The organism is Halorubrum ruber (genome assembly GCF_018228765.1).
Lineage (GTDB): Archaea > Halobacteriota > Halobacteria > Halobacteriales > Haloferacaceae > Halorubrum > Halorubrum ruber.
This window is the reverse complement of sequence record NZ_CP073695.1, coordinates 2,790,180-2,808,830: the sequence shown is the minus strand read 5'-3', so window position 1 is coordinate 2,808,830 and position 18,651 is coordinate 2,790,180. Positions and strand designations below refer to the sequence as shown.

Below are 18,651 nucleotides of genomic sequence, written 5' to 3'. Positions count from 1 at the left end.
ATCGATCGACGCGCGCCGGTCGGGAGCGTGCGGACCGCGGCTCGTTCGGAGGGTAAGGGCTCGCGCCTCTCGCCCCCGTCCGGGGCCGCGGCGTGTGCCTCTGTCTCTCTCGGGTCGCGGGCCGACCGCCCGGGGGAACGCTCGGCGGTCGGCGCGGCCCGGCGCGGACGAGCGCTCGGCCGGACTCCGGCGGATACGAACGCCCGCGCCCACGGATCCGTCGCGGTCCTCGACGGATAAGTCAGGCGCGCGTGGGCGGACGGCGCGTCCGACCGCGGCGATAGCGGGCGCGGAACTGCCGACAGCGGTCGCCGAACACGCGCCGGTCCGCTCGTCCCCTGTTACGGTTCCCCACGCGACCCGCGGAGCGAAGCGGTTAAGGGCGGACCGCGGGTATTTCTGCCAACTCGCTGGTGCGGACACAGCGGGCACTCGCCGCCGGGGCCGCGGCCGGACCGACCGCCGCACGCCCCGGGACGAGACGACATGTGGCCCCTCGCGGCTGAATCGCAACCGTCCGCGGACACACAATGGCACGAAGTTTCTACTCGCACATCAAGGAGGCGTGGCGGTCCCCCAAGGAGGGGAAACTAGCGGAGCTGCAGTGGCAGCGCAAACAGGAGTGGCGCGACCAAGGCGCCATCGAGCGCATCGAGCGCCCCACCCGGCTTGACAAGGCCCGCGAACTGGGCTACAAGGCCAAGCAGGGCGTCATCGTCGCCCGCGTGAGCGTCCGGAAGGGCGGCTCGCGCAAGCAGCGCTTCAAGGCGGGCCGCCGCTCGAAGCGCCAGGGCGTCAACCGCGTCTCGCGGCGCAAGTCGATCCAGCGCATCGCCGAGGAGCGCGCCTCGCGGAAGTACCGCAACCTGCGCGTGCTCAACTCCTACTGGGTCGGTGAGGACGGCTCCCAGAAGTGGCACGAGGTCATCCTCGTGGACCCCGCCCACCCCGCGATCGAGAACGACGACCAGCTGAACTGGATCTGCTCGGACGACCACAAGGGCCGCGCGTACCGCGGCCTCACCTCGGCCGGCACCAAGGGCCGCGGCCAGCGCAAGCGCGGCAAGGGCACCGAGAAGACGCGCCCGAGCGTCACCGGTAACGACCGGCAGGGCAAGTAACGCCCTCGACCGCTCCGACGTTTTACTCGCGGTCCGCTTTCCCGGTGAGCCGCCGCGCCGTTTCTCTTCGACGCAAGAGCAAAGAGACCGCGTCACATACTCCCAACCGTACGTGGCGATCGCCAAGTGACCGCGAGCAGCCCCATCCCCCTCGACGCGTTCGCGACAGAACTCGAGTCGTTCGACAGCGACGCGTTCGCGGCGCTCGTCGCCGAGACGTACGCGGCGACCGCCGACGGCGTTGAGGTCGACGGCCCGCGCGTCACGGTGTCGGAGGGGAACCGCCGGACCGAACTGCTCGCCGTCGCCGCCGGGGACCGAGGCGTCCCCGACGTCTCGGACGATCCTAATTTCCCCGTCGACGCGGTCGTCGTCGCGAGCGACTCGCTCGACGGCCTCGGGTCCGAACTCGACGCCGACCGAGTGACGCCGGCGGACCTCCGAGAACGTCTCCTCTACGCCGTCCCGCCGGCGGATGCGAACGCCATCGCCGACCGACTCCTCGGCGTCCCGGTTCGATCCGAAGCGTACGACGCGGCGGGTTCTGACGCCGGCACCGCGGAGAGCGACGCGGCGGACGACGAAGGCGACGGTGAGACCGATATTGACGGCGACGAGTCGGGCGGCGACGGAGCGGCGGCCGAAGACGGCGCGGCGACGGGCGCCGTCGCGGCGGGCGTGACGGACGCCGATACCGCTCCTTCACCCACCGACCGGACCGCAGGCGACTCGGCCGGCGATTCGCGGACTCTCGACCGACCGAGCGACGCCGCCGCCGGGTCCGCTCCGAGCGGTGAGGCGACGGCGACCGAGGCCGCCACCGCCGACGCGCCGAGCGATCGGCGGTCTCCCCGGACCGTCCTCGCGGCCGTCGCCGTCGTCGCGCTCCTCGTCGCGGCGGCCGGGGCCGGATTCGCCGCCGGCACCGCCGGAATCGGTGGACTCGGCGGCGTCGCCGGCGTCGGGGACGGCGGACCGACCGACCCGGCGGCGACGGATTCGGACGGGACCGGGTCGACGAACGGCAGCGACGACGGGAGCGAGGCGTCGACCGAGGACGGCGACACCGGGAATACCGTCTCCGTCGCGGACGGCGATCCGACCGGCGAGGCCGAACGGAACACGGCGCTGTCTCCCACCTGCGAGCGGTCCGCGCTTCAGGTCGTCCAGATCCAGATGAACGCGCTCCGTTACAACGACAACGAGACCAACGACGGCATCCGGACCCTGCGGGCGTTCGCGTCGCCGCGGAACAAGGAGCTCGTCGGCTCCACCGGCGAGTACGTCGAGCTGTTCGAGACGCCGCTGTACGCGCCGATGCTTACGTACGACACCGCCGAGTACTCGGTTCCCGAGATCGCCGACGGGGCCGCCTCTGTCGAGGTCGTCACCCGGGAGAACGGCAGCGTGACCGGGCGGTACGAGTTCCGGCTGGTGCGGGTCGGCGGCGGGACCGGGGAGTCGGACAGCTCCCTCGGGGACGTGGACGACTGCTGGATGACCGACGCCGTGGCGGCGTCGACGGAGTGAGGCGTCGTCCAAGTGAGAAGGCGTCGCAACGAGGTGCCGCCGTCCGGGTGAGGCGGCGCGCTAGTCGAGCCCTTCCAGCAGCTTCGCGTAGAACCGGTCCTGCTCGGTCCGCGCGTCCGTCTCCTCGGCGTCCTCGTCGTACCGGAGCCAGCGGAGCACGACGACGAGGTCGTGTTCGGGGTCGACCCAGACGGTGTTCTGCCCGTGGCCGAGCGCGGCGTACGCCGACTCGGGTGCGCTCGGCCACAGCGTCCGGTTCTCGTTGAGCCACCACAGGTAGCCGTACCCCTCGTTGACGTCGCACGGCTCGGTCGACGCGTCGACCCACGCCTCCGAGAGCAGTCGGTTCCCGTCCCACGCCCCGTCGTTGAGGTACAGCAGGCCGACGCGCGCGAGGTCGCGGGCGGAGATCCACAGCCCGCCGCCCCAGTGGCCGCCGCCCGAGACGCTCTTCATCGCCGTTCCGTCCACGTCGACCGTCGAGTTGTAGTAGCCGTGCCACTCCCAGGTGTCCGTGGCGCCGATCGGCTCCGTGACGTTCTCCGCGAGCACGCGGGGAAGGGGCCGGCCGATCGTCCGCAGCAGCGCGAGCGAGAGGCGGTTGATCCGCACGTCGTTGTACTCCCAGAAGGTCCCGGGCTCGCGGAGCGTCCGCGTCTCCGACTTGTCGAGCGCCTCGCCGTCCTTCCCGACCGCTCGGTTCCGGTCGACGGCGTCGGGCTTGCCGAACAGCGTCCCCTCCCACTCGCTGGTCTGCTGGAGCAGGTGCCGCCACGTGATCGCCCCGTTGTGGTCGCCCTCGAACCCGCCGTCGACGTACTCGCGGACGGGGTCGTCGACGGAATCGATCTCGCCGCGGTCCCACGCGACGCCCGCGACGACCGAGAGGAAGCTCTTGGCGACGCTGAACGCCTGATCCGCGCGGTGGGTGTCGCCCCACTCCGCGACGAGGTAGCCGTCCTTGAGCACGACCCCCGCGGGGCCGCCGCGGCGCGCCGGATGCGGTCCGATCCGTTGCCCGTGATCGCCTTCCGCCTCGTCCCACGTCTCGTGGTCCGCGAAGTCGTAGTTGATCTGCTCGCGCGGCGTGCCGTTCAGCTTGTGGTAGTCGACCGCGGCCTCGACCGCCGCCGGGTCGAGCCCGACCGCCTCGGGGTCGCGCCGTTCCCACTCGTCCGCGTCGGGGAAGTACATGCCTCGACTTCAGGGCTCGCCCCCTTCAGTGGTTCGCGTCGGGGGCGTTCGCGGGTCGCCGGTTCCTGCCGCAGCCCGGGAACACGATTATATCCGCGCCGGCACTGATTGCGGACATGAGTCTCTCGCTCGACGCAACCCAACTCGACCGCTACTCCCGGCACGTCATCCTCGACGACGTCGGCCCGGAGGGGCAAAAGCGGCTGCTCGACGCCCGCGTCCTCGTCGTCGGCGCGGGCGGGCTCGGCGCGCCGGCGATCCAGTACCTCGCGGCCGCGGGCGTCGGGACGATCGGGATCGTCGACGACGACGTCGTCGAGCGGTCGAACCTCCAGCGACAGGTGATCCACGGCGACGGCGACGTGGGGCGAAAGAAGGTCGACTCGGCCGCGGAGTTCGTCGCCGACCTCAACCCCGACGTCGACGTCGAGCGCCACGAGCTGCGGCTCGACGCGGGCAACGCCCGCGAGCTGATCGCGGACTACGATGTCGTCGTCGGCTGCTCCGACAACTTCGCCACTCGCTACGTTGTGAACGACGCCGCCCGGATCGAGGGCGTGCCGGTGTCGCACGGCGCCATCTACAAGTTCGAGGGGCAGGTGACGACGCTGTCGCCCGACGGACCCTGCTACCGCTGCCTGTTCCCGGAGCCGCCGGAGCCGGGAACGGTGCCCGACTGCGCCAGCACGGGCGTCCTCGGCGTCCTCCCCGGGACGGTCGGCTGTCTTCAGGCGACGGAGGCGGTGAAGCTGATCATGGACGTTGGCGAGCCGCTCGTCGGTCGGATGCTGTTTTACGACGCGATGGACCTCTCGTTCGAGACGGTGCCGTACGCGCGCAACCCGGACTGCCCGGTGTGCGGCGACGACGGGATCGACACCATCGAGGGTATCGACTACGCGGCCGGCTGTCAGATCGACGCGGCCTGATTCGGTCGGGCTGGCGTCCTCGCCGACCCGCCGCGAACGCTCACAGCGACCGGTCGGCCATCGCGCTCCCCGCGGTGACGCCCGCGTCCTCGTCGACGAACCCCGACCGGATACACCACCGGCAGTACTGATATCCCGCCCGGTTCTCCGCGCCGCAGTGCCGGCAGACGACCGTCTCCCCGTCGGCGTCGAGCGGCGGGGGACCGTCTCCACTGCCGCCGTCGCTCGTCTCGCCCGCCTCGACCGTCGGATCGGCGTCCGAGTCGCCGTCGAGCGCGAGCGTCGGCCCAACGCCCTCACCGTCGCCGTCCGACGACCGGGTCGCGACCGAGCCGAACAGCTCCGCAGGGTCGCGGTTCCGCCGGACGAGGAACCACGTCACCGCGAGGTTGAGCGCGGCCACGCCGGCGAAGATCGCGGCGAGCGGGAGGAGCTGATCACCCGTCATGTGCGTAATGTTACCATCCCAGCGTTTTGTGTCTGGCGGTGGGACAGGTCGGCCAGTTCGGCGATCTCGTTCCGCCGAGTCCAGGGGTCTCCTCGGCCGGGGTCGGGCGTGCCGCTCCAGAGTACTCTTGAGGCCGCCGGTCGAAGGCGCACCCGCATGAAGGAGACCATTCACACCGACGACGCGCCGGCGGCGGTGGGCGCGTACAGCCAGGCGACGACCGACGGGGACCTCGTGTTCACGGCCGGGCAGATCCCGCTGACGCCCGAGGGCGACCTGCTTGACGACGCGCCGATCGCGGTCCAGACGGAGCAGGCGCTCGACAACCTCCTCGCGGTGTTAGCGGAGGCGGGTGCCGGGCCCGAGGACGTGCTCAAGACGACGGTGTTCATGGCCGACATCGACGACTTCGACGAGATGAACGAGACGTACGCCGACTACTTCGACGAGTCGCCGCCGGCCCGCTCCGCGGTTCAGGCGGGCGCGCTCCCGAAGGGCGCCGGCGTCGAGATCGAGGCGGTCGCCGTCGTCGAGTAGATGGTCGACGGCGAGGAGAGGTCGGAGAGCGAGTCGGACGCCGCGACCGACGGGTCCGTCCCCGCGCCCGGCGCGGCGGCCACCCCGCGCGCCCGAGCGCGCTCCGCGGCGCTGTGGGGTATCGTCGGCGGGTTCGCCTTCCTCGTGCTCGCGCAGGGATACCGGCTCCTCGGTCCCGGATCGCTGCCGGTCGGGTTCGGCGGGTTGGCGCTCGTCGCGGTCGCGGTGGCGGTCGCGTCGGCCGGTCTTACGTACCTCGCCGAGGCCCGGGTGCGTGCGAAAAGAAGGACTTAACAGTCGCACCGGATTATCTCCGCGTGAGCCAGGATGGCCGAGTGGTAAGGCGCACGCCTGGAAAGCGTGTTCCCATCCGGGATCGGGGGTTCAAATCCCTCTCCTGGCGCTTCGCTGTCGCAACAACGAGCGAGGAGCGACGGCGACGAGCGAGTTCGGCGTCGACGCTCCTGTCTAACTGCCTATTTATAAGAGACCGAGTGACGTCGCTGGTGATTATTTATAAACAGTTGACTACGGATCGGCGGCGAACACCGCCAAAGCCCCAGCCGTGAGGAGTTCGGACGCTCGCTGTGCTCCTCGCTCAGTCGCTCCGCTCCTTCGCTGCGGTGCTTGCGTCGCCTCCGAACTCCTCACGGCTGCCCCTTTGAGTCCCACCCCGCACCGCACAGCACCGCAGCCTCACGCCTCCCCAGCCTCGTCAGTCGCCTCCGCTTCGCTCCGGCGACTGACTCCCTCGCGCGTGCTCCTCGCGCCCGTTGGGCGCTCGGAGGCACGCGCCACCGCCTTGTCTATTTATAAGTAATCGTCGCTGCCGGCTGTCGATATTTAAATATTCAGCTGTTGTCGCCGGGCTGCGCTGCTTCGACGGCGTCCCCTCCCGCCGCTCGCGGATACGTCCGCATACCGACACAAGATTCATATGTGTGGGAAGTGTTGTCACGGGTGACGATGCCAGACACGAAATCGGGCCGCGAGCGGAAAGGGAGGAACAAGCGCCGCCAACTCGAGAACCACCTCGCACGGCGCGAACTCGACGCGGACGACGAACCGCCGGAACCGTACCGGGAGGCCACCGACGCGGAGTTCCTCGCCGAGTCCGACGACGCGGCCCGGTGACGGTCGCGCTCCGATTCGTTTTCTGAGGCCGTCCGTCTCCGAGCCTGCCCGCAATCTCGCGTCGCGAAAGCTTTAGACCCGGGAGCGGCGTATCTCGGCGCAATGAGTCGCGGGCCCGAGCTGATAATCACGGAGAAGGACAACGCTGCGCGGCGCATCGCCGACATCCTGAGCGGCGAGTCCGCGACCGCGGAGCGGATGAACGACGTCAACGTCTACGAGTGGGGCGGCAAGCGGTGCATCGGGCTCTCCGGCCACGTCGTCAGCGTCGACTTCCCCGCCGAGTACAACGACTGGCGCGACGTCGAGCCGGTCGAGCTGATCGACGCGCCGGTCACGAAGACGCCGACGCAGGAGGGGATCGTCGCCGCGCTGCGCCGGCTCGCGCGCAACGCCTCCCGCGTCGTCATCGCGACCGACTACGACCGCGAGGGCGAACTGATCGGCAAGGAGGCGTACGAGCTGGTGCGCGAGGTGAACGAGGACGTGCCCGTCGACCGCGTGCGCTTCTCCTCGATCACCGAAAACGAGGTGCAGGAGGCGTTCGCGAACCCCGACGACCTCGACTTCGAGCTGGCGGCCGCGGGGGAGGCCCGACAGACGATCGACCTCACGTGGGGCGCCGCCTTGACCCGGTTCCTCTCCCTCTCGGCCCGACAGATGGGCGACGACTTCATCTCCGTCGGCCGGGTCCAGGGCCCGACGCTCAAGCTGATCGTCGACCGCGAGCGCGAGATCCAGGCGTTCGACCCCGAGTCCTACTGGGAGCTGACGGGCGAGTTAGCGAAGGCCGGCGGCGACCCCTTCGAGGCGCGCTACTTCTATCTCAACGACGAGGGCAACGAGCGCGAGCGCGTCTGGGACGGCGATGTCGCGGAGGTGCTCACCGAGGCGCTCGCCGCCGCCGACGAGGCGACCGTCGACGACGTCACGCGCCGGACGCAGACCGACGACCCGCCGACGCCGTTCAACACCACCGCGTTCATCCGCGCGGCCGGCTCGCTCGGCTACTCCGCGCAGCGCGCCATGTCGCTCGCGGAGGACCTCTACACCGCCGGCTACGTCACCTACCCGCGGACGGACAACACGGTGTATCCCGAGGATCTGGAGCCCGAGGAGCTGATCGAGGAGCTCTCGGCGGCCTCGACGTTCGGGAAAGACGCCGCGAGCCTGCTCGACGGCGACGAGGAGATCGAGCCGACCGAGGGCGACGAGGAGACGACCGACCACCCCCCGATCCACCCCACGGGGGAGCTCCCCTCGGCCTCGGACCTCTCCGACGACGAGTGGGAGGTGTACGAGCTGATCGTCCGCCGGTTCCTCGCGACCTGCGCCGACCCCGCGACGTGGGAGCGCCTCCGCGTCGTGGCGCTCGCGAACGGCGAGGCGACGCCGATCGCCGAGGGTGCCGACGGGCTCGCAGCCCTCCGAAATCCGGACGACGCGGCGAAGCCGGCCGACCTCGTCGCGGACGGCGGCCTGCGGCTGAAGGCCAACGGGAAGCGGCTCTTGGAGGCCGGCTACCACGACGTCTACCCGTACCGCTCCAGCGACGAGCGGATCGTCCCGGACGTGGAGGTCGGCGAGACGCTGTCGCTGTCGGACCGGGCCACGGAGGGCAAGGAGACCCAGCCGCCCCGCCGCTATGGCCAGTCCCGGCTCATCGAGGAGATGGAGAAGCGCCAGCTGGGGACGAAGGCGACCCGCCACCGGACCATCGAGAAGCTGTACGACCGCAACTACGTCGAGAGCGACCCGCCTCGACCGACGCGGCTCGCGGAGGCGGTCGTGGAGGCCGCCGAGGAGTTCGCCGACCGGATCGTCAGCGAGGAGATGACCGCCCAGCTCGAAGAAGACATGGCGGCCATCGCGGCCGGCGAGAAGGAGTACGACGAGGTGACCGAGGCATCCCGCGAGCTGCTCTCGCGCGTGTTCGACGACCTCACCGAGTCGCGCGAGGCGGTCGGCGACCACCTCCAGAACTCGCTGAAGGCGGACAAGACGCTCGGTCCGTGCCCGGAGTGCGGCGCGGACCTCCTCGTCCGGAAGTCGCGACAGGGGTCGTACTTCGTCGGCTGCGACGGCTACCCCGACTGCGAGTACACCCTGCCGCTCCCCTCGACCGGGAAGCCGCTCATCCTCGACGAGACCTGCGAGGAGCACGACCTCCGGCACGTGAAGATGCTCGCCGGCCGGAAGACGTTCGTCCACGGCTGCCCGCAGTGTAAGGCGGACGAGGCCGACGAGCAGGAGGACGAGGTGATCGGCGTGTGCCCCGAGTGCGGGGAGGAGCACGGAGGGGACCTGGCCATCAAGCGCCTCCGCTCCGGCTCCCGGCTCGTCGGCTGTACGCGCTACCCCGACTGCGACTACTCGCTGCCGCTCCCCCGGCGCGGCGAGATCGAGATCACCGACGAGACCTGCGAGGAACACGACCTCCCGCACCTCCGTGTCCACTCCGGCGACGAGCCGTGGGAGCTGGGCTGTCCGATCTGTAACTACCGCGAGTTCACGGCCCGGCAGGAGGGGTCGGAGCTCCAGGCGGTCGAGGGGATCGGCGAGAAGACCGCCGCGAAGCTGAAGGACGCGGGCGTCGACGGCGTTGACGAGCTCAAGTCAGCCGACCCGGACGACCTCGCGAGCGACGTCGACGGCGTCGGCGCCGACACCGTCCGCGACTGGCAGGCCAAGGCCGACTGACCGGTTTCGGCCCGACAGCTGTTCCCGGACCGACAGGACTCATAAAACCATAAACACATATGCACGGAGTGTCTCGATCATCGACAGATGGGGGACCGGAAAGGGGAATCGTCGACCGACGACCCACAGTCGTCGAGCGGCGACGCCGCCCCGACCGGGATCCTCCGAGCGTTCGTCGAGGCGGTCCCGACCCCGACGCTCGTCTGCGATCCGGAGACGCTGACGATCCGCGCCGCGAACGCGCCCGCGGCCGACCTCCTCGGCCACGACCGCGGCACGCTGACGCTGATGGGCCTCCCGGACCTCGGTGAGAACGACGTCACCGTTTCCGGAGAGTCGATCGCCGACGTCGCGGCGTCGGCCGCGGCGCCTCCGGCTTCCGACGGGTCCGACGGCCCGATCGAGCGCTTCGAGTGGGACATCCGGCTGGGGGATCCCGGTCTCCGGGTCGACGCGGCGCTCCGCGCGGCGACGATCGCTGGCGAAGAGTGGCTCGTCGTCGGGCTCTCGGACGTCACGGGCCGCGTCGCGGCCGAGACCGACCGCGACGCCGAGCGCCGACTCGTCGACGCGCTCGCCGAGACCGTCCCGCTCGCACTGTTCCGCTGTACCGAGGAGGGGACGCTCTCCCGGTGGAACGGTCGCCTGTCGTCGGACACCGGGTACGAGCCGGAATCGCTCTCGGGGCGAGCGCTCACCTCGCTGTTCGACGAGGAGACGAGCGGCCTCGTGAGCGACTCCCTCTCCAGGGTGTACCGCGAGGGGGAACCCGCCTCCTGCGAGGCGCAGCTGCTCACCCGCTCCGGCGAGCGCGTCCCGTACCGGCTCTCGCTCGGGCCCGTCACCGACGGCGACAGGGTCGTGGGCGCGGTCGGCGTCGGCGAGGACCTGACGGAGGCGTCGCTCCGGGAGGAGCGGCTCGCGGTGTTGACCCGCGTGTTGCGCCACAACTTCCGGAACGACCTCAACGTGGTCACGGGGTTCACCGGGCGGGCGATCGAGGCGGTCGACGACCCCGACCTCGTCGCTGAACTCGAACGGGTCGTCGACACCGCCGAGCGGCTGCTGCGCCTCGGCGAGACCTCGCGGAAGGTGGAGCGGCTGCTCTCACAGCGCCCCTCGCCGCGGCCGGTCGCGCTCGCGCCCGCGGTCGACGCGGCCCTCGAATCGCTCGACCCGGCGGTCCGGGCTCGGGCCACCGTCGAGGTCGACGTCCCCGAGGACCTCGCGGTCTCCGCGGTCGCGTTCCTCCCCGAGGCGATCACCGAGCTCGTCGACAACGCGGTCCGCCACAACGACGCGGACGAGCCGCGGGTCCGTATCTCGGCCGCGGAGCTGCCCAGCGAGTCGTGGACCTCGCTCGTCGTCGCCGACAACGGGCCGGGGATCCCGCCCGCCGAGCGGGCCGTCCTCACCGGCGAGGAGACACCGCTCGAACACGCGAGCGGACTCGGCCTCTGGTACGTGAACTGGATCGTCACCGCGGGCGGCGGGAGCCTCGACATCGCCGAGAGCAAGGCCGGCGGCAGCCGGATCGAGCTGTCGCTACGCGCCGCCGAGGGGAACCCGCCAGAGGATGCGGAGCTGTTTACGCTTGACGACGTCGAAGGCGGCACGTAGGATGGGTCGCGCGGCGCCCGGTCACTCCACCAGCCGCAGTTCGTCGCCGACCGCAACCGACTCCGCCGCGCCCGCCGGCAGCTCGACGACGGTGTCGGCGCGGCCGCGGCCCAGCCCGACGAACGGCGCGAGCCGCTTTTTCGCCGTCACCTCGCCGTCGACGAGCCAGGCCGCGTCGATCGCGAACGGCACGAACAGCATGTGGAGCCACTGCGTGTCGGCCTCGTCGAACGGGAAGACCAGCGCGTAGTCGTCCGGCACCGACCGCCGGAACATCAGCCCGCGGGCCTGTTCGAGCGTCGAGCGCGCGACATCGACGTCGCTCGCGAGGACGGTCTCGCCTCCGTCGCGTCCCGGCTCCGGACTGTGGACGAGTCGCACGCCCGCCGTCTCGCCGCGAGCGGATAAATAGCCTCTCGTTCGGTCGGCGCCGCTGAGCGTGTCGTCGAGCGCGGCGGGGTTAGCTCGCGCCGCCGTACGTCTCTTCGAGGTACTCGACGATGTCGTCGCTCTCGGCCATTCCCTCGACCCCGTGGTCCTCGTCGACGAGGACGGGGACGCCGGTCTGCCCGGAGACCTCCTCGACCTCGGTGCGCTCGCCGTGCGAGCGCGGCACCATCACCGACTCGTACTCCAGGTCGAGGTCGGCCAGCTTCGTCTTGACCTTCGCGCAGTACGGACAGCCTTCGAGTTCGTAGAGGGTTAGGTTTGCCATCACCCTGTGTACGGCTTGGACCCGTAAAGAGGTGCGGCCGCGGATGCGTCCGGCGCGCACGGGCGGCCGGGGCGGGCGCGTCGGCGGTCGTATCGTCTCGGTCGCGGATCGGATCTGGAGGACGCTATCGGACGGTGCGCGAAAACGGGGGAAAATCGGAGCGTTCGAACGGGGCAGTCGTCGAAGCGGTCGCGGTCGGCGTGGGTGGGGCGGTTCTCCTACGCGGAGATCACGCCTCGCGGGTCGCGTACGCTCCCCGCTCGGCAACGAGGTTCTGAAAGAACCTCGCTTACATCGCGCCGCCCATGCCACCCATACCGCCCATGCCGCCGCCGGGGGCGCCGCCCTCGTCGTCGCCGCCCGACGTCGAGAGGTCGCCCGCCGAGATGATGTCGTCGATTTTCAGCACGAGGTTCGCCGCCTCGGCCGCGGACGAGATCGCCTGCTCCTTCGCGTGGGCTGTCTCGACGACGCCCGCGTCGGCCGTGTTGACGACCTCGCCGGCGAACACGTCGAGCCCGGCGTTCTGGTCGCCCGCCTCGTGGGCCGCGCGCAGATCGACCAGCAGGTCGATCGCGTCGAGGCCCGCGTTCTCGGCGAGCACGCGCGGAATCAGTTCGAGGGAGTCGGCGAACGCCTCGACCGCGAGCTGCTCGCGGCCCTCGACGGAGTCGGCGTAGTCGCGCAGGCGACGCGCGATCTCGACCTCGACCGCGCCGCCGCCGGGCAGGGTTCGCCCGTCGGAGACGGTCGTCGAGACCACGTCGAGCGCGTCCTGAATGCCGCGTTCGAGCTCGTCGACGACGTGGTCGGTGGTGCCGTACAGGAGGAGCGTGACGCCGTGGGCGTCCTCGCCCTCGACGTAGAACAGCTCCTCGTCGTCGTCGCGCGTGACGGAGCCGACCGCGAGGTCGTCTGCGGTGAGCGAGTCGAGGTCGGTGACGATCGGCGCGCCGAGGACGTTCTTCAGGAACGTCAGGTCGGACTTCTTCGTGCGGCGGACCGCGAGGATGCCCTCCTTCGCGAGGTAATGCTGCGCGAGGTCGTCGATGCCCTTCTGGCAGAAGACGACGTCGGCGCCGCTCTCGACGATCTGATCGACCTTCTCGCGGAGCTGCTCTTCCTCCTGGTCGAGGAACTTCTGGAGCTGGTCCGGGGAGTCGACGTTGACGGAGGTGTCGACGTCCGCCTCCTCGACCTCGATCGGGTCGTTGAGGAGGAGGACGTTCGCCGACTCGAAGTCGGTCGGCATGTCCTCGTGGACCGCGTCCTTGTCGATCGCCGCGCCGGAGAGCAGGCGGGACTCGCCCGCCGCGCGGCCGGTGCGCGTCTCGATGTTGAGGTTCGCGAGGTCGACCACGTGGGAGCCGTCGTCGGCCTCGACGGTGACGCCCTGTACCGCGCGGACGACGAGGTCGGCGAGCGTCTCCTTGTCGAGCTCGGCGCCCTTCCCGGTCATCGACGTCTCGGCGACGTTACGCAGCGTCTCCGTGTCGTCGGGGTCGACGGCGGTCGCGACCTCGTCGACCTGCTCGCGGGCGTACTCGCTCGCGAGGTTGAACCCTTTGATCACCGCGGTCGGGTGGATGTCCTGTTCGAGGAGGTCCTGCGCGTTCTTCAGCAGCTCGCCCGCGATGGCGACCGCGCTGGTCGTCCCGTCGCCGGCCTCGTCCTCCTGGGTCTCGGCGACCTCGACGACCATCTCGGCGGTCGGGTTGTCGATGTCCATCTCCTGGAGGATGGTGACGCCGTCGTTGGTGATGGTGACGTCGCCCATCGAGTTGACGAGCATCTTGTCCATCCCCTTCGGTCCGAGCGTCGATCGGACCGACTCGGCGACGCCGCGCGCCGCGGAGATGTTGTACTCCTGAGCGTCCTTGTCCTGGACGCGCTGGGCGTCCTCGCCCATGATGATCATCGGCTGGCCCTGCTGCATTCGCTGACTCATACAGCGTTTGATTGATTGTGATTCTATATAAACCTCTCGGTGAGGGGCGGCCGGACGCGATCGGCCCTCGCCGGCGTCTCTCGAAGAAAACCGCACGACACCGCGGTGATAGATCCTAAGTCATGCGGGGAGTTAGCATTGATCTATTTTGGTTCGAGAACGCCGTTTCGCCCTCGTTTATATACTTCTTCTGCGGCGGCTCGTCACCCCGGAACCCCGCCGGCGAGGAGCGCGGCGTCGACGAGCAGCAGGACGGCGAGGCCGCCGCTCGCCAGCAGATAGGGGCGGGCGACGGACGCCAACCGGGCGGACCCGGGGACGCCCCCGACGCCGGCGAGCGCGTCGACCGGGAATCCCTCGGCCATGTAGCGCCCCCAGCCGAGGTCGGGGTCGACCTCGCGGCGCATCCGGAGGACGCCGAGCTCGACGAGCCCGTTCATGACGCCCCACAGCGACAGCATCGCGAGGACGGCCCATCCTCTCGGGGTCGTCACGAGGGCCTCCAGCGGCGTGTACAGCCGCCAGGCCATGTACGCACCGGTGACCGGGAGGATCACGCCGGTCCAGCGCGTGATCATGAGGAGGCGGTGCGCGGCGTCGACGAACGCGGCGCGGCCGAGCGTCCCGTCGGTCGCCCGCGGCAGGGTCGCGTAGACGACGTACAGCGTCGCGCCGGTCCACAGCGCGCCGGAGAGCACGTGGAGGACGAAGGCGGTCGTGAGCAACACGCGATCGGCTGGGACCGAGAGCGGCAAAAAGGCCGTCCCGGACAGGATCGGTTCGGTCGCGGTGGGCGGTCAGTTCTCCTCGACCGGCACCGCCTCCAGCGCCGCCTCGACCACCCGAACCGCGCTCGCGCCGTCGCGCCGCGGGACGACGCAGACGAGCGCGTCGCCCGCCACGCCCGCGGCCGCGACGTCGACGTCCGCGGCGGCGAGCCGACCGAGTGCGTCCGCCAGCACCGCAGTGTCGACGTCGCCGGTCGCGAGGATCGCCGTGCGGTCGCCGCCGTCGACGACCGCCGCGTCGCCGACGCGGAGGAGGGGGTCGGCGGCGACCGCGCCGGAGTCGCCGCCGCCCGCGGCGGAATCGCTGTCTCCCGCGTCGTCGACCACGCCCACGCCGCTCCGCATGGTGACGCTCGCGGTCCGGGCCTCGGTCTCGTAGGCCGGCAGGTCCTCCCGGAACCGGCGGAGCGCGGCCGCGATCGCGTCCGGGTCGCCGTCGAGGTCGGCCTGCTCGGCGAGCCAGGTCGCGGCGGCACTGTGGTTCACCAGTCCGGCGCGGAGCGCGTCGCGGACGAACGGGTGCGCTCTGACCGCCTCGCGCGTCTCGGCTGCCAGCGACATGCGCGGGGCTGCGCGGCGGGTGGGCAAGATCGTTTCGGTCGGGCGTTCGCCGGAACGCGCGGATCGCTCGCCGGCGACGGACCGAGTTCCCGCCGCCCCGCAGCCTCCGAAGTCCCTAAGAGCGGCGCGGCCCCAGTGTGGGTATGCAGTCGCTCGTCATCGTCGCGCACGGCTCCCACCTCAATCCCGAGTCGAGCGCGCCGACGTACGACCACGCCGACACGATCCGCGCCACCGGTGCCTTCGACGAGGTCCGCACCGGGTTCTGGAAGGAGGAGCCCCACTTCCGAGAGGTGCTCCGCACCGTCGAGGGCGACGAGATATACGTCGTCCCGCTGTTCGTCTCGGAGGGATACTTCACCGAGCAGGTGATCCCCCGCGAGCTCCGGCTCGCCGGCTGGGACGTCTCCGAGTGGGACTCCGACGGCCTCTCCGCCGACCAGGCCACCCTCATCGCCGAGGACATCGATCGGGAGGTCCACTATTGCGGCCCGGTCGGGACCCACCGCGCGATGACCGACGTGATCGTCAGGCGGGCGGAGTCGGTCACGGATGACCCGGATGTCGGCGACGGGTTCGGGCTGGCGGTCGTCGGCCACGGCACCGAGCGCAACGAGAACTCGGCGAAGGCGATCGAGTACCACGCCGACCGGATCGCCGAGCGCGACCGCTTCGACGAGGTGAAGGCGCTGTACATGGACGAGGAGCCGGAGGTCGACGACCTCCCCGAGCACTTCGAGAGCGACGACGTCGTCCTCGTTCCCCTCTTCATCGCCGACGGCTACCACACCCAGGAGGACATCCCGGAGGACGTGGGGCTCTGCGAGGACCACACCGAGGGGTACGACGTGCCCGAGACCGTCGACGGCACCCGGATCTGGTACGCGGGCGCGGTGGGGACGGAGCCGCTCATGGCCGACGTGGTCTTGGAGCGCGCCGCCGACGCCGGTGCCGACCTCGGGACCGCGCTCGACGACGTGCGCGAGACGACCCGCGTCGCCACGGGGGACTGAGCGTGGCCGACCACACCTCCGCGACCGACGAGGGCGAGGCGGGCGGCGACGAGGCGGGCGACGACGGGACCGCGACCCCCGAGATCGACCTCCCGGGCGAGGCGTTCGACGCGGTACTCGACGCGCTCGACGACCTCGACCCGGGCGACCCGCTCCGCTTCGAGGGATTCAGCGTCGCGCGCGACGGCGAGGGGGCGTACGCCCTCGTCGAGAACAGTCCCCCGAAGCCCCTGACCGAGCGCGAGCTCCACGAGGCGCTCGCGGAGCGCGCGCCCGCGGTGACGGACTGGTACACCTTCGAGCGGGTTGTCGGCGAGTTCGGTCCGCGCCGCGCCTTCCTCCGCTGGATCGAGGACGCCGACGGCGAGACCGTCGCGGCCCGCTACGCCGCGCTCGCGGCGGGGATCGAGCGCGCGTGGGGTGAACTGAAGATCACGGCGACGGTCACCGACCGCGGCGAGCGCCGCTACGACGTGCGCCACGCCGACGACGCCGGCGTTCCGGTCGACGAGCTCGACGCGCACGAGGACCCACTCGACGCGCGCGAGCTGGTCACGTACGACGAGAAGGGCCGGTACCGACCGCTCAAGACGGCGCCGTCGCTGGCGGGCGGCTGGGTCTTCCCCGACCTCGGCCCGCGCGACCTCTACGAAACGGTGGAGACGATCTACCCCGCGACGGTCGCCAACTGGCACCGCGAGCGCGAGGGCGAGCTTGACGTGACCCACTGGCGCGAGACGATGGAGCGCCAGTCGGGCATCTACGGCGTCGTGAAGACGTGGGACCGCGGCGAGGGGTACGAGCACGTCAACTGGGTCGCGGAGGCGTGCTGCGACGACTCCCAGTGCCTCAAGCGCCGGGAGTGGGAGTACGACGACGAGACCGACCTCGACGTCGACGGCGGCGACGGCGTCTTCCCCTGTCGCGAGCCCTGCTCCGTGGTCGTGTCGGCCGCGCGCAAGTGGACGCGGCTGGAGAGCGAACAGCCCCGGACGTACGAGTTCGAGCTGACGCCGAGTGAGAAGGAGCAGGTAGAGGATATCATCGACGCGGTCGCGGACGGCCGGACCGACGAGATTCGCGAGGCGGACACGAAGGAGGGCGCGAACCGCTACCGCGCGCGGTTCCTCCGAGCGAAGCTGTTCGACGACGAGGGGAACCTCGGCGGCGTGCCGACCGAGCCGGACGAGGAGTGACCCCCTCCGCGGATCCGACCTGACCGCTCCGGAAACATCGCCGCGCCCCGCAGGCTTTTCTCGCCGCCCCCGGTACGGTGGGGTAATGAACGCCGTCACGCTGGGCCCCGCCGGCACGTACTCGCACCGCGCCGCTCGCTCCGTCGCCGCCGAGGTGTCGTTCCGAGAGTCGGTCACCGCGATCGTCGACGCCGTCGCGAGCGGCGAGTTCGAGCGCGGGGTCGTCCCCATCGAGAACAGCATCGAGGGCTCCGTCACGGAGAGCCTCGACGCGCTCGCCGACTACGACGTGGCGGTCACCCGCGAGGTCGTCACGCCGATCCGGCACGCCCTCCTCGCGCAGGACGACGGGTTCGAAGTCGTCGCGAGCCACTCGCAGGCGCTCGCGCAGTGTCGGAACTGGCTGGAGGCGAACTACCCGGACGCCGGCCTCGAAGCGGTCGCCTCCACGGCCCGCGGGGTCGAGCGCGCCCGCGAGGACGCCCGCGTCGCCGGCATCGGCCACCCGGACAACGCCGGCGACGATCTCGATATCCTCGCCGCGGACATCCAAGACCGAACCTCGAACGCGACCCGGTTCCTCGTCGTCGCGCCCGAGTCCGCGCGCTCCGACGCCGGCGGGAAGACGACGCTGATCGTCTACCCGAACGCGAACTACCCCGGCCTCCTCTTGGAGCTGCTGGAGGCGTTCGCCGACCGCAACCTCAACCTCTCGCGGATCGAGTCGCGCCCGAGCGGCGAGCGCCTCGGCGACTACCTGTTCCACTTCGACGTGGACGCCGGCCTCTACGAGGACCACATGGCGAAGGCGGTCGAGGACGTCGAGGCCATCGCGGACAACGGGTGGGTAAAGGTGCTCGGCTCGTACGACACCGAACACGTATTGGACTGAGGGCTCGACTTCGGGAGATTACGATTCAACGCCGCCGATCAGATATTTAAATTATCAGATCCGACGATGACGACTATTTATAAATGAACGCAGCGGTGCGGTGGCGCGCGCCTCTGAGCGGCCGCCGTCGGCGGCCGTGAGGAGCGCGTGCGAGGGAGTCGGCCGACCGGAGCGAAGCGGAGGGAGGCCGACGAGGCTGGGGAGGTGTGAGGTGCGGTGCTGTGCGGGGCGGGACTCAAAGGGGCAGCCGCGAGGACGAAGACGCGCGACGTAAGGACCGCAGGAACAAGTGAAACGAGTGACGAGGACCGCAGCGAGCGCATCG

18 protein-coding genes and 1 tRNA gene are annotated in these 18,651 nt (G+C 70.6%); 12 read left to right on the top strand and 7 right to left on the bottom strand.

What is annotated here, in order from left to right:
* Positions 1 to 530: 530 nt before the first annotated feature.
* A complete protein-coding gene (locus tag J7656_RS13915; protein WP_211553611.1) occupies positions 531 to 1,121 on the top strand; it encodes a 50S ribosomal protein L15e in 591 nt (196 codons plus the stop codon).
* 126 nt (positions 1,122 to 1,247) lie between these two features.
* Positions 1,248 to 2,651 (top strand): hypothetical protein, encoded by a 1,404-nt coding sequence (locus J7656_RS13910; protein ID WP_211553610.1) that lies wholly within the window; start codon positions 1,248 to 1,250, stop codon positions 2,649 to 2,651.
* 60 nt (positions 2,652 to 2,711) lie between these two features.
* On the opposite strand, the gene J7656_RS13905 is transcribed toward J7656_RS13910, so the two are convergent.
* On the bottom strand, positions 2,712 to 3,845 hold the full coding sequence (locus J7656_RS13905; RefSeq protein ID WP_211553609.1) for a serine hydrolase domain-containing protein: 1,134 nt from the start codon (positions 3,843 to 3,845) through the stop codon (positions 2,712 to 2,714).
* Between the two features lie 116 nt (positions 3,846 to 3,961).
* Between J7656_RS13905 and ubaA the strand changes: the two genes are divergently transcribed.
* Positions 3,962 to 4,774, top strand: a complete 813-nt coding sequence (gene ubaA / locus J7656_RS13900) for an SAMP-activating enzyme E1 (RefSeq protein ID WP_211553608.1) — start codon at positions 3,962 to 3,964, stop codon at positions 4,772 to 4,774.
* A gap of 40 nt (positions 4,775 to 4,814) precedes the next feature.
* On the opposite strand, the gene J7656_RS13895 is transcribed toward ubaA, so the two are convergent.
* Positions 4,815 to 5,222 carry a DUF7577 domain-containing protein gene (locus J7656_RS13895; protein ID WP_017342314.1) on the bottom strand — a complete coding sequence of 136 codons (408 nt, stop codon included), beginning with the start codon at positions 5,220 to 5,222 and terminating at the stop codon, positions 4,815 to 4,817.
* 156 nt (positions 5,223 to 5,378) lie between these two features.
* On the opposite strand from J7656_RS13895, the gene J7656_RS13890 reads away from it, so the two are divergent.
* The 6 genes from J7656_RS13890 (at position 5,379) to J7656_RS13865 (ending at position 11,213) form a co-directional block, all read left to right on the top strand.
* Positions 5,379 to 5,759: a Rid family detoxifying hydrolase gene (locus J7656_RS13890; RefSeq protein WP_017342315.1), complete on the top strand. Its 381-nt coding sequence runs from the start codon at positions 5,379 to 5,381 to the stop codon at positions 5,757 to 5,759.
* Positions 5,760 to 6,053, top strand: a complete 294-nt coding sequence (locus tag J7656_RS13885; RefSeq protein WP_017342316.1) for a DUF7981 family protein — start codon at positions 5,760 to 5,762, stop codon at positions 6,051 to 6,053.
* A gap of 27 nt (positions 6,054 to 6,080) precedes the next feature.
* A tRNA-Ser gene (locus J7656_RS13880) sits at positions 6,081 to 6,162 on the top strand.
* 563 nt (positions 6,163 to 6,725) lie between these two features.
* Positions 6,726 to 6,893 (top strand): hypothetical protein, encoded by a 168-nt coding sequence (locus J7656_RS13875; protein ID WP_006111840.1) that lies wholly within the window; start codon positions 6,726 to 6,728, stop codon positions 6,891 to 6,893.
* 102 nt (positions 6,894 to 6,995) lie between these two features.
* Positions 6,996 to 9,593, top strand: a complete 2,598-nt coding sequence (locus J7656_RS13870) for a DNA topoisomerase I (RefSeq protein ID WP_211553607.1) — start codon at positions 6,996 to 6,998, stop codon at positions 9,591 to 9,593.
* An 87-nt stretch (positions 9,594 to 9,680) separates the two neighbouring features.
* Entirely contained in the window at positions 9,681 to 11,213 is a 1,533-nt protein-coding gene (locus tag J7656_RS13865; RefSeq protein WP_211553606.1) for a PAS domain-containing protein, read from the top strand.
* 21 nt (positions 11,214 to 11,234) lie between these two features.
* Here the strand turns inward: J7656_RS13865 and J7656_RS13860 are convergent, their stop codons facing one another.
* From J7656_RS13860 to J7656_RS13840, 5 genes are all read right to left on the bottom strand, one after another.
* Positions 11,235 to 11,594, bottom strand: a complete 360-nt coding sequence (locus J7656_RS13860; protein ID WP_017342319.1) for a DUF192 domain-containing protein — start codon at positions 11,592 to 11,594, stop codon at positions 11,235 to 11,237.
* Positions 11,595 to 11,673: 79 nt separating this feature from the next.
* The gene (locus J7656_RS13855; RefSeq protein WP_017342320.1) at positions 11,674 to 11,928 is read right to left on the bottom strand and encodes a glutathione S-transferase N-terminal domain-containing protein; all 255 of its coding nucleotides are present in this window, start codon (positions 11,926 to 11,928) and stop codon (positions 11,674 to 11,676) included.
* A 289-nt stretch (positions 11,929 to 12,217) separates the two neighbouring features.
* Positions 12,218 to 13,864, bottom strand: coding sequence for a thermosome subunit beta (thsB, locus tag J7656_RS13850; RefSeq protein ID WP_044965568.1), 1,647 nt, complete (start codon positions 13,862 to 13,864; stop codon positions 12,218 to 12,220).
* A gap of 215 nt (positions 13,865 to 14,079) precedes the next feature.
* Positions 14,080 to 14,604 carry a hypothetical protein gene (locus J7656_RS13845; protein ID WP_017342322.1) on the bottom strand — a complete coding sequence of 175 codons (525 nt, stop codon included), beginning with the start codon at positions 14,602 to 14,604 and terminating at the stop codon, positions 14,080 to 14,082.
* Between the two features lie 69 nt (positions 14,605 to 14,673).
* On the bottom strand, positions 14,674 to 15,225 hold the full coding sequence (locus tag J7656_RS13840; protein WP_211553604.1) for a DUF7523 family protein: 552 nt from the start codon (positions 15,223 to 15,225) through the stop codon (positions 14,674 to 14,676).
* A 143-nt stretch (positions 15,226 to 15,368) separates the two neighbouring features.
* Here J7656_RS13840 and J7656_RS13835 point away from each other — a divergent pair, with 143 nt between their 5' ends.
* The 3 genes from J7656_RS13835 to pheA all read left to right on the top strand — a co-directional run bounded on the left by J7656_RS13835 (position 15,369) and on the right by pheA (position 18,326).
* Positions 15,369 to 16,238 carry a CbiX/SirB N-terminal domain-containing protein gene (locus J7656_RS13835; protein WP_017342324.1) on the top strand — a complete coding sequence of 290 codons (870 nt, stop codon included), beginning with the start codon at positions 15,369 to 15,371 and terminating at the stop codon, positions 16,236 to 16,238.
* A gap of 2 nt (positions 16,239 to 16,240) precedes the next feature.
* Positions 16,241 to 17,434 carry a DR2241 family protein gene (locus tag J7656_RS13830; RefSeq protein WP_211553602.1) on the top strand — a complete coding sequence of 398 codons (1,194 nt, stop codon included), beginning with the start codon at positions 16,241 to 16,243 and terminating at the stop codon, positions 17,432 to 17,434.
* 85 nt (positions 17,435 to 17,519) lie between these two features.
* Positions 17,520 to 18,326: a prephenate dehydratase gene (gene pheA, locus J7656_RS13825; RefSeq protein ID WP_017342326.1), complete on the top strand. Its 807-nt coding sequence runs from the start codon at positions 17,520 to 17,522 to the stop codon at positions 18,324 to 18,326.
* Positions 18,327 to 18,651: the final 325 nt, after the last annotated feature.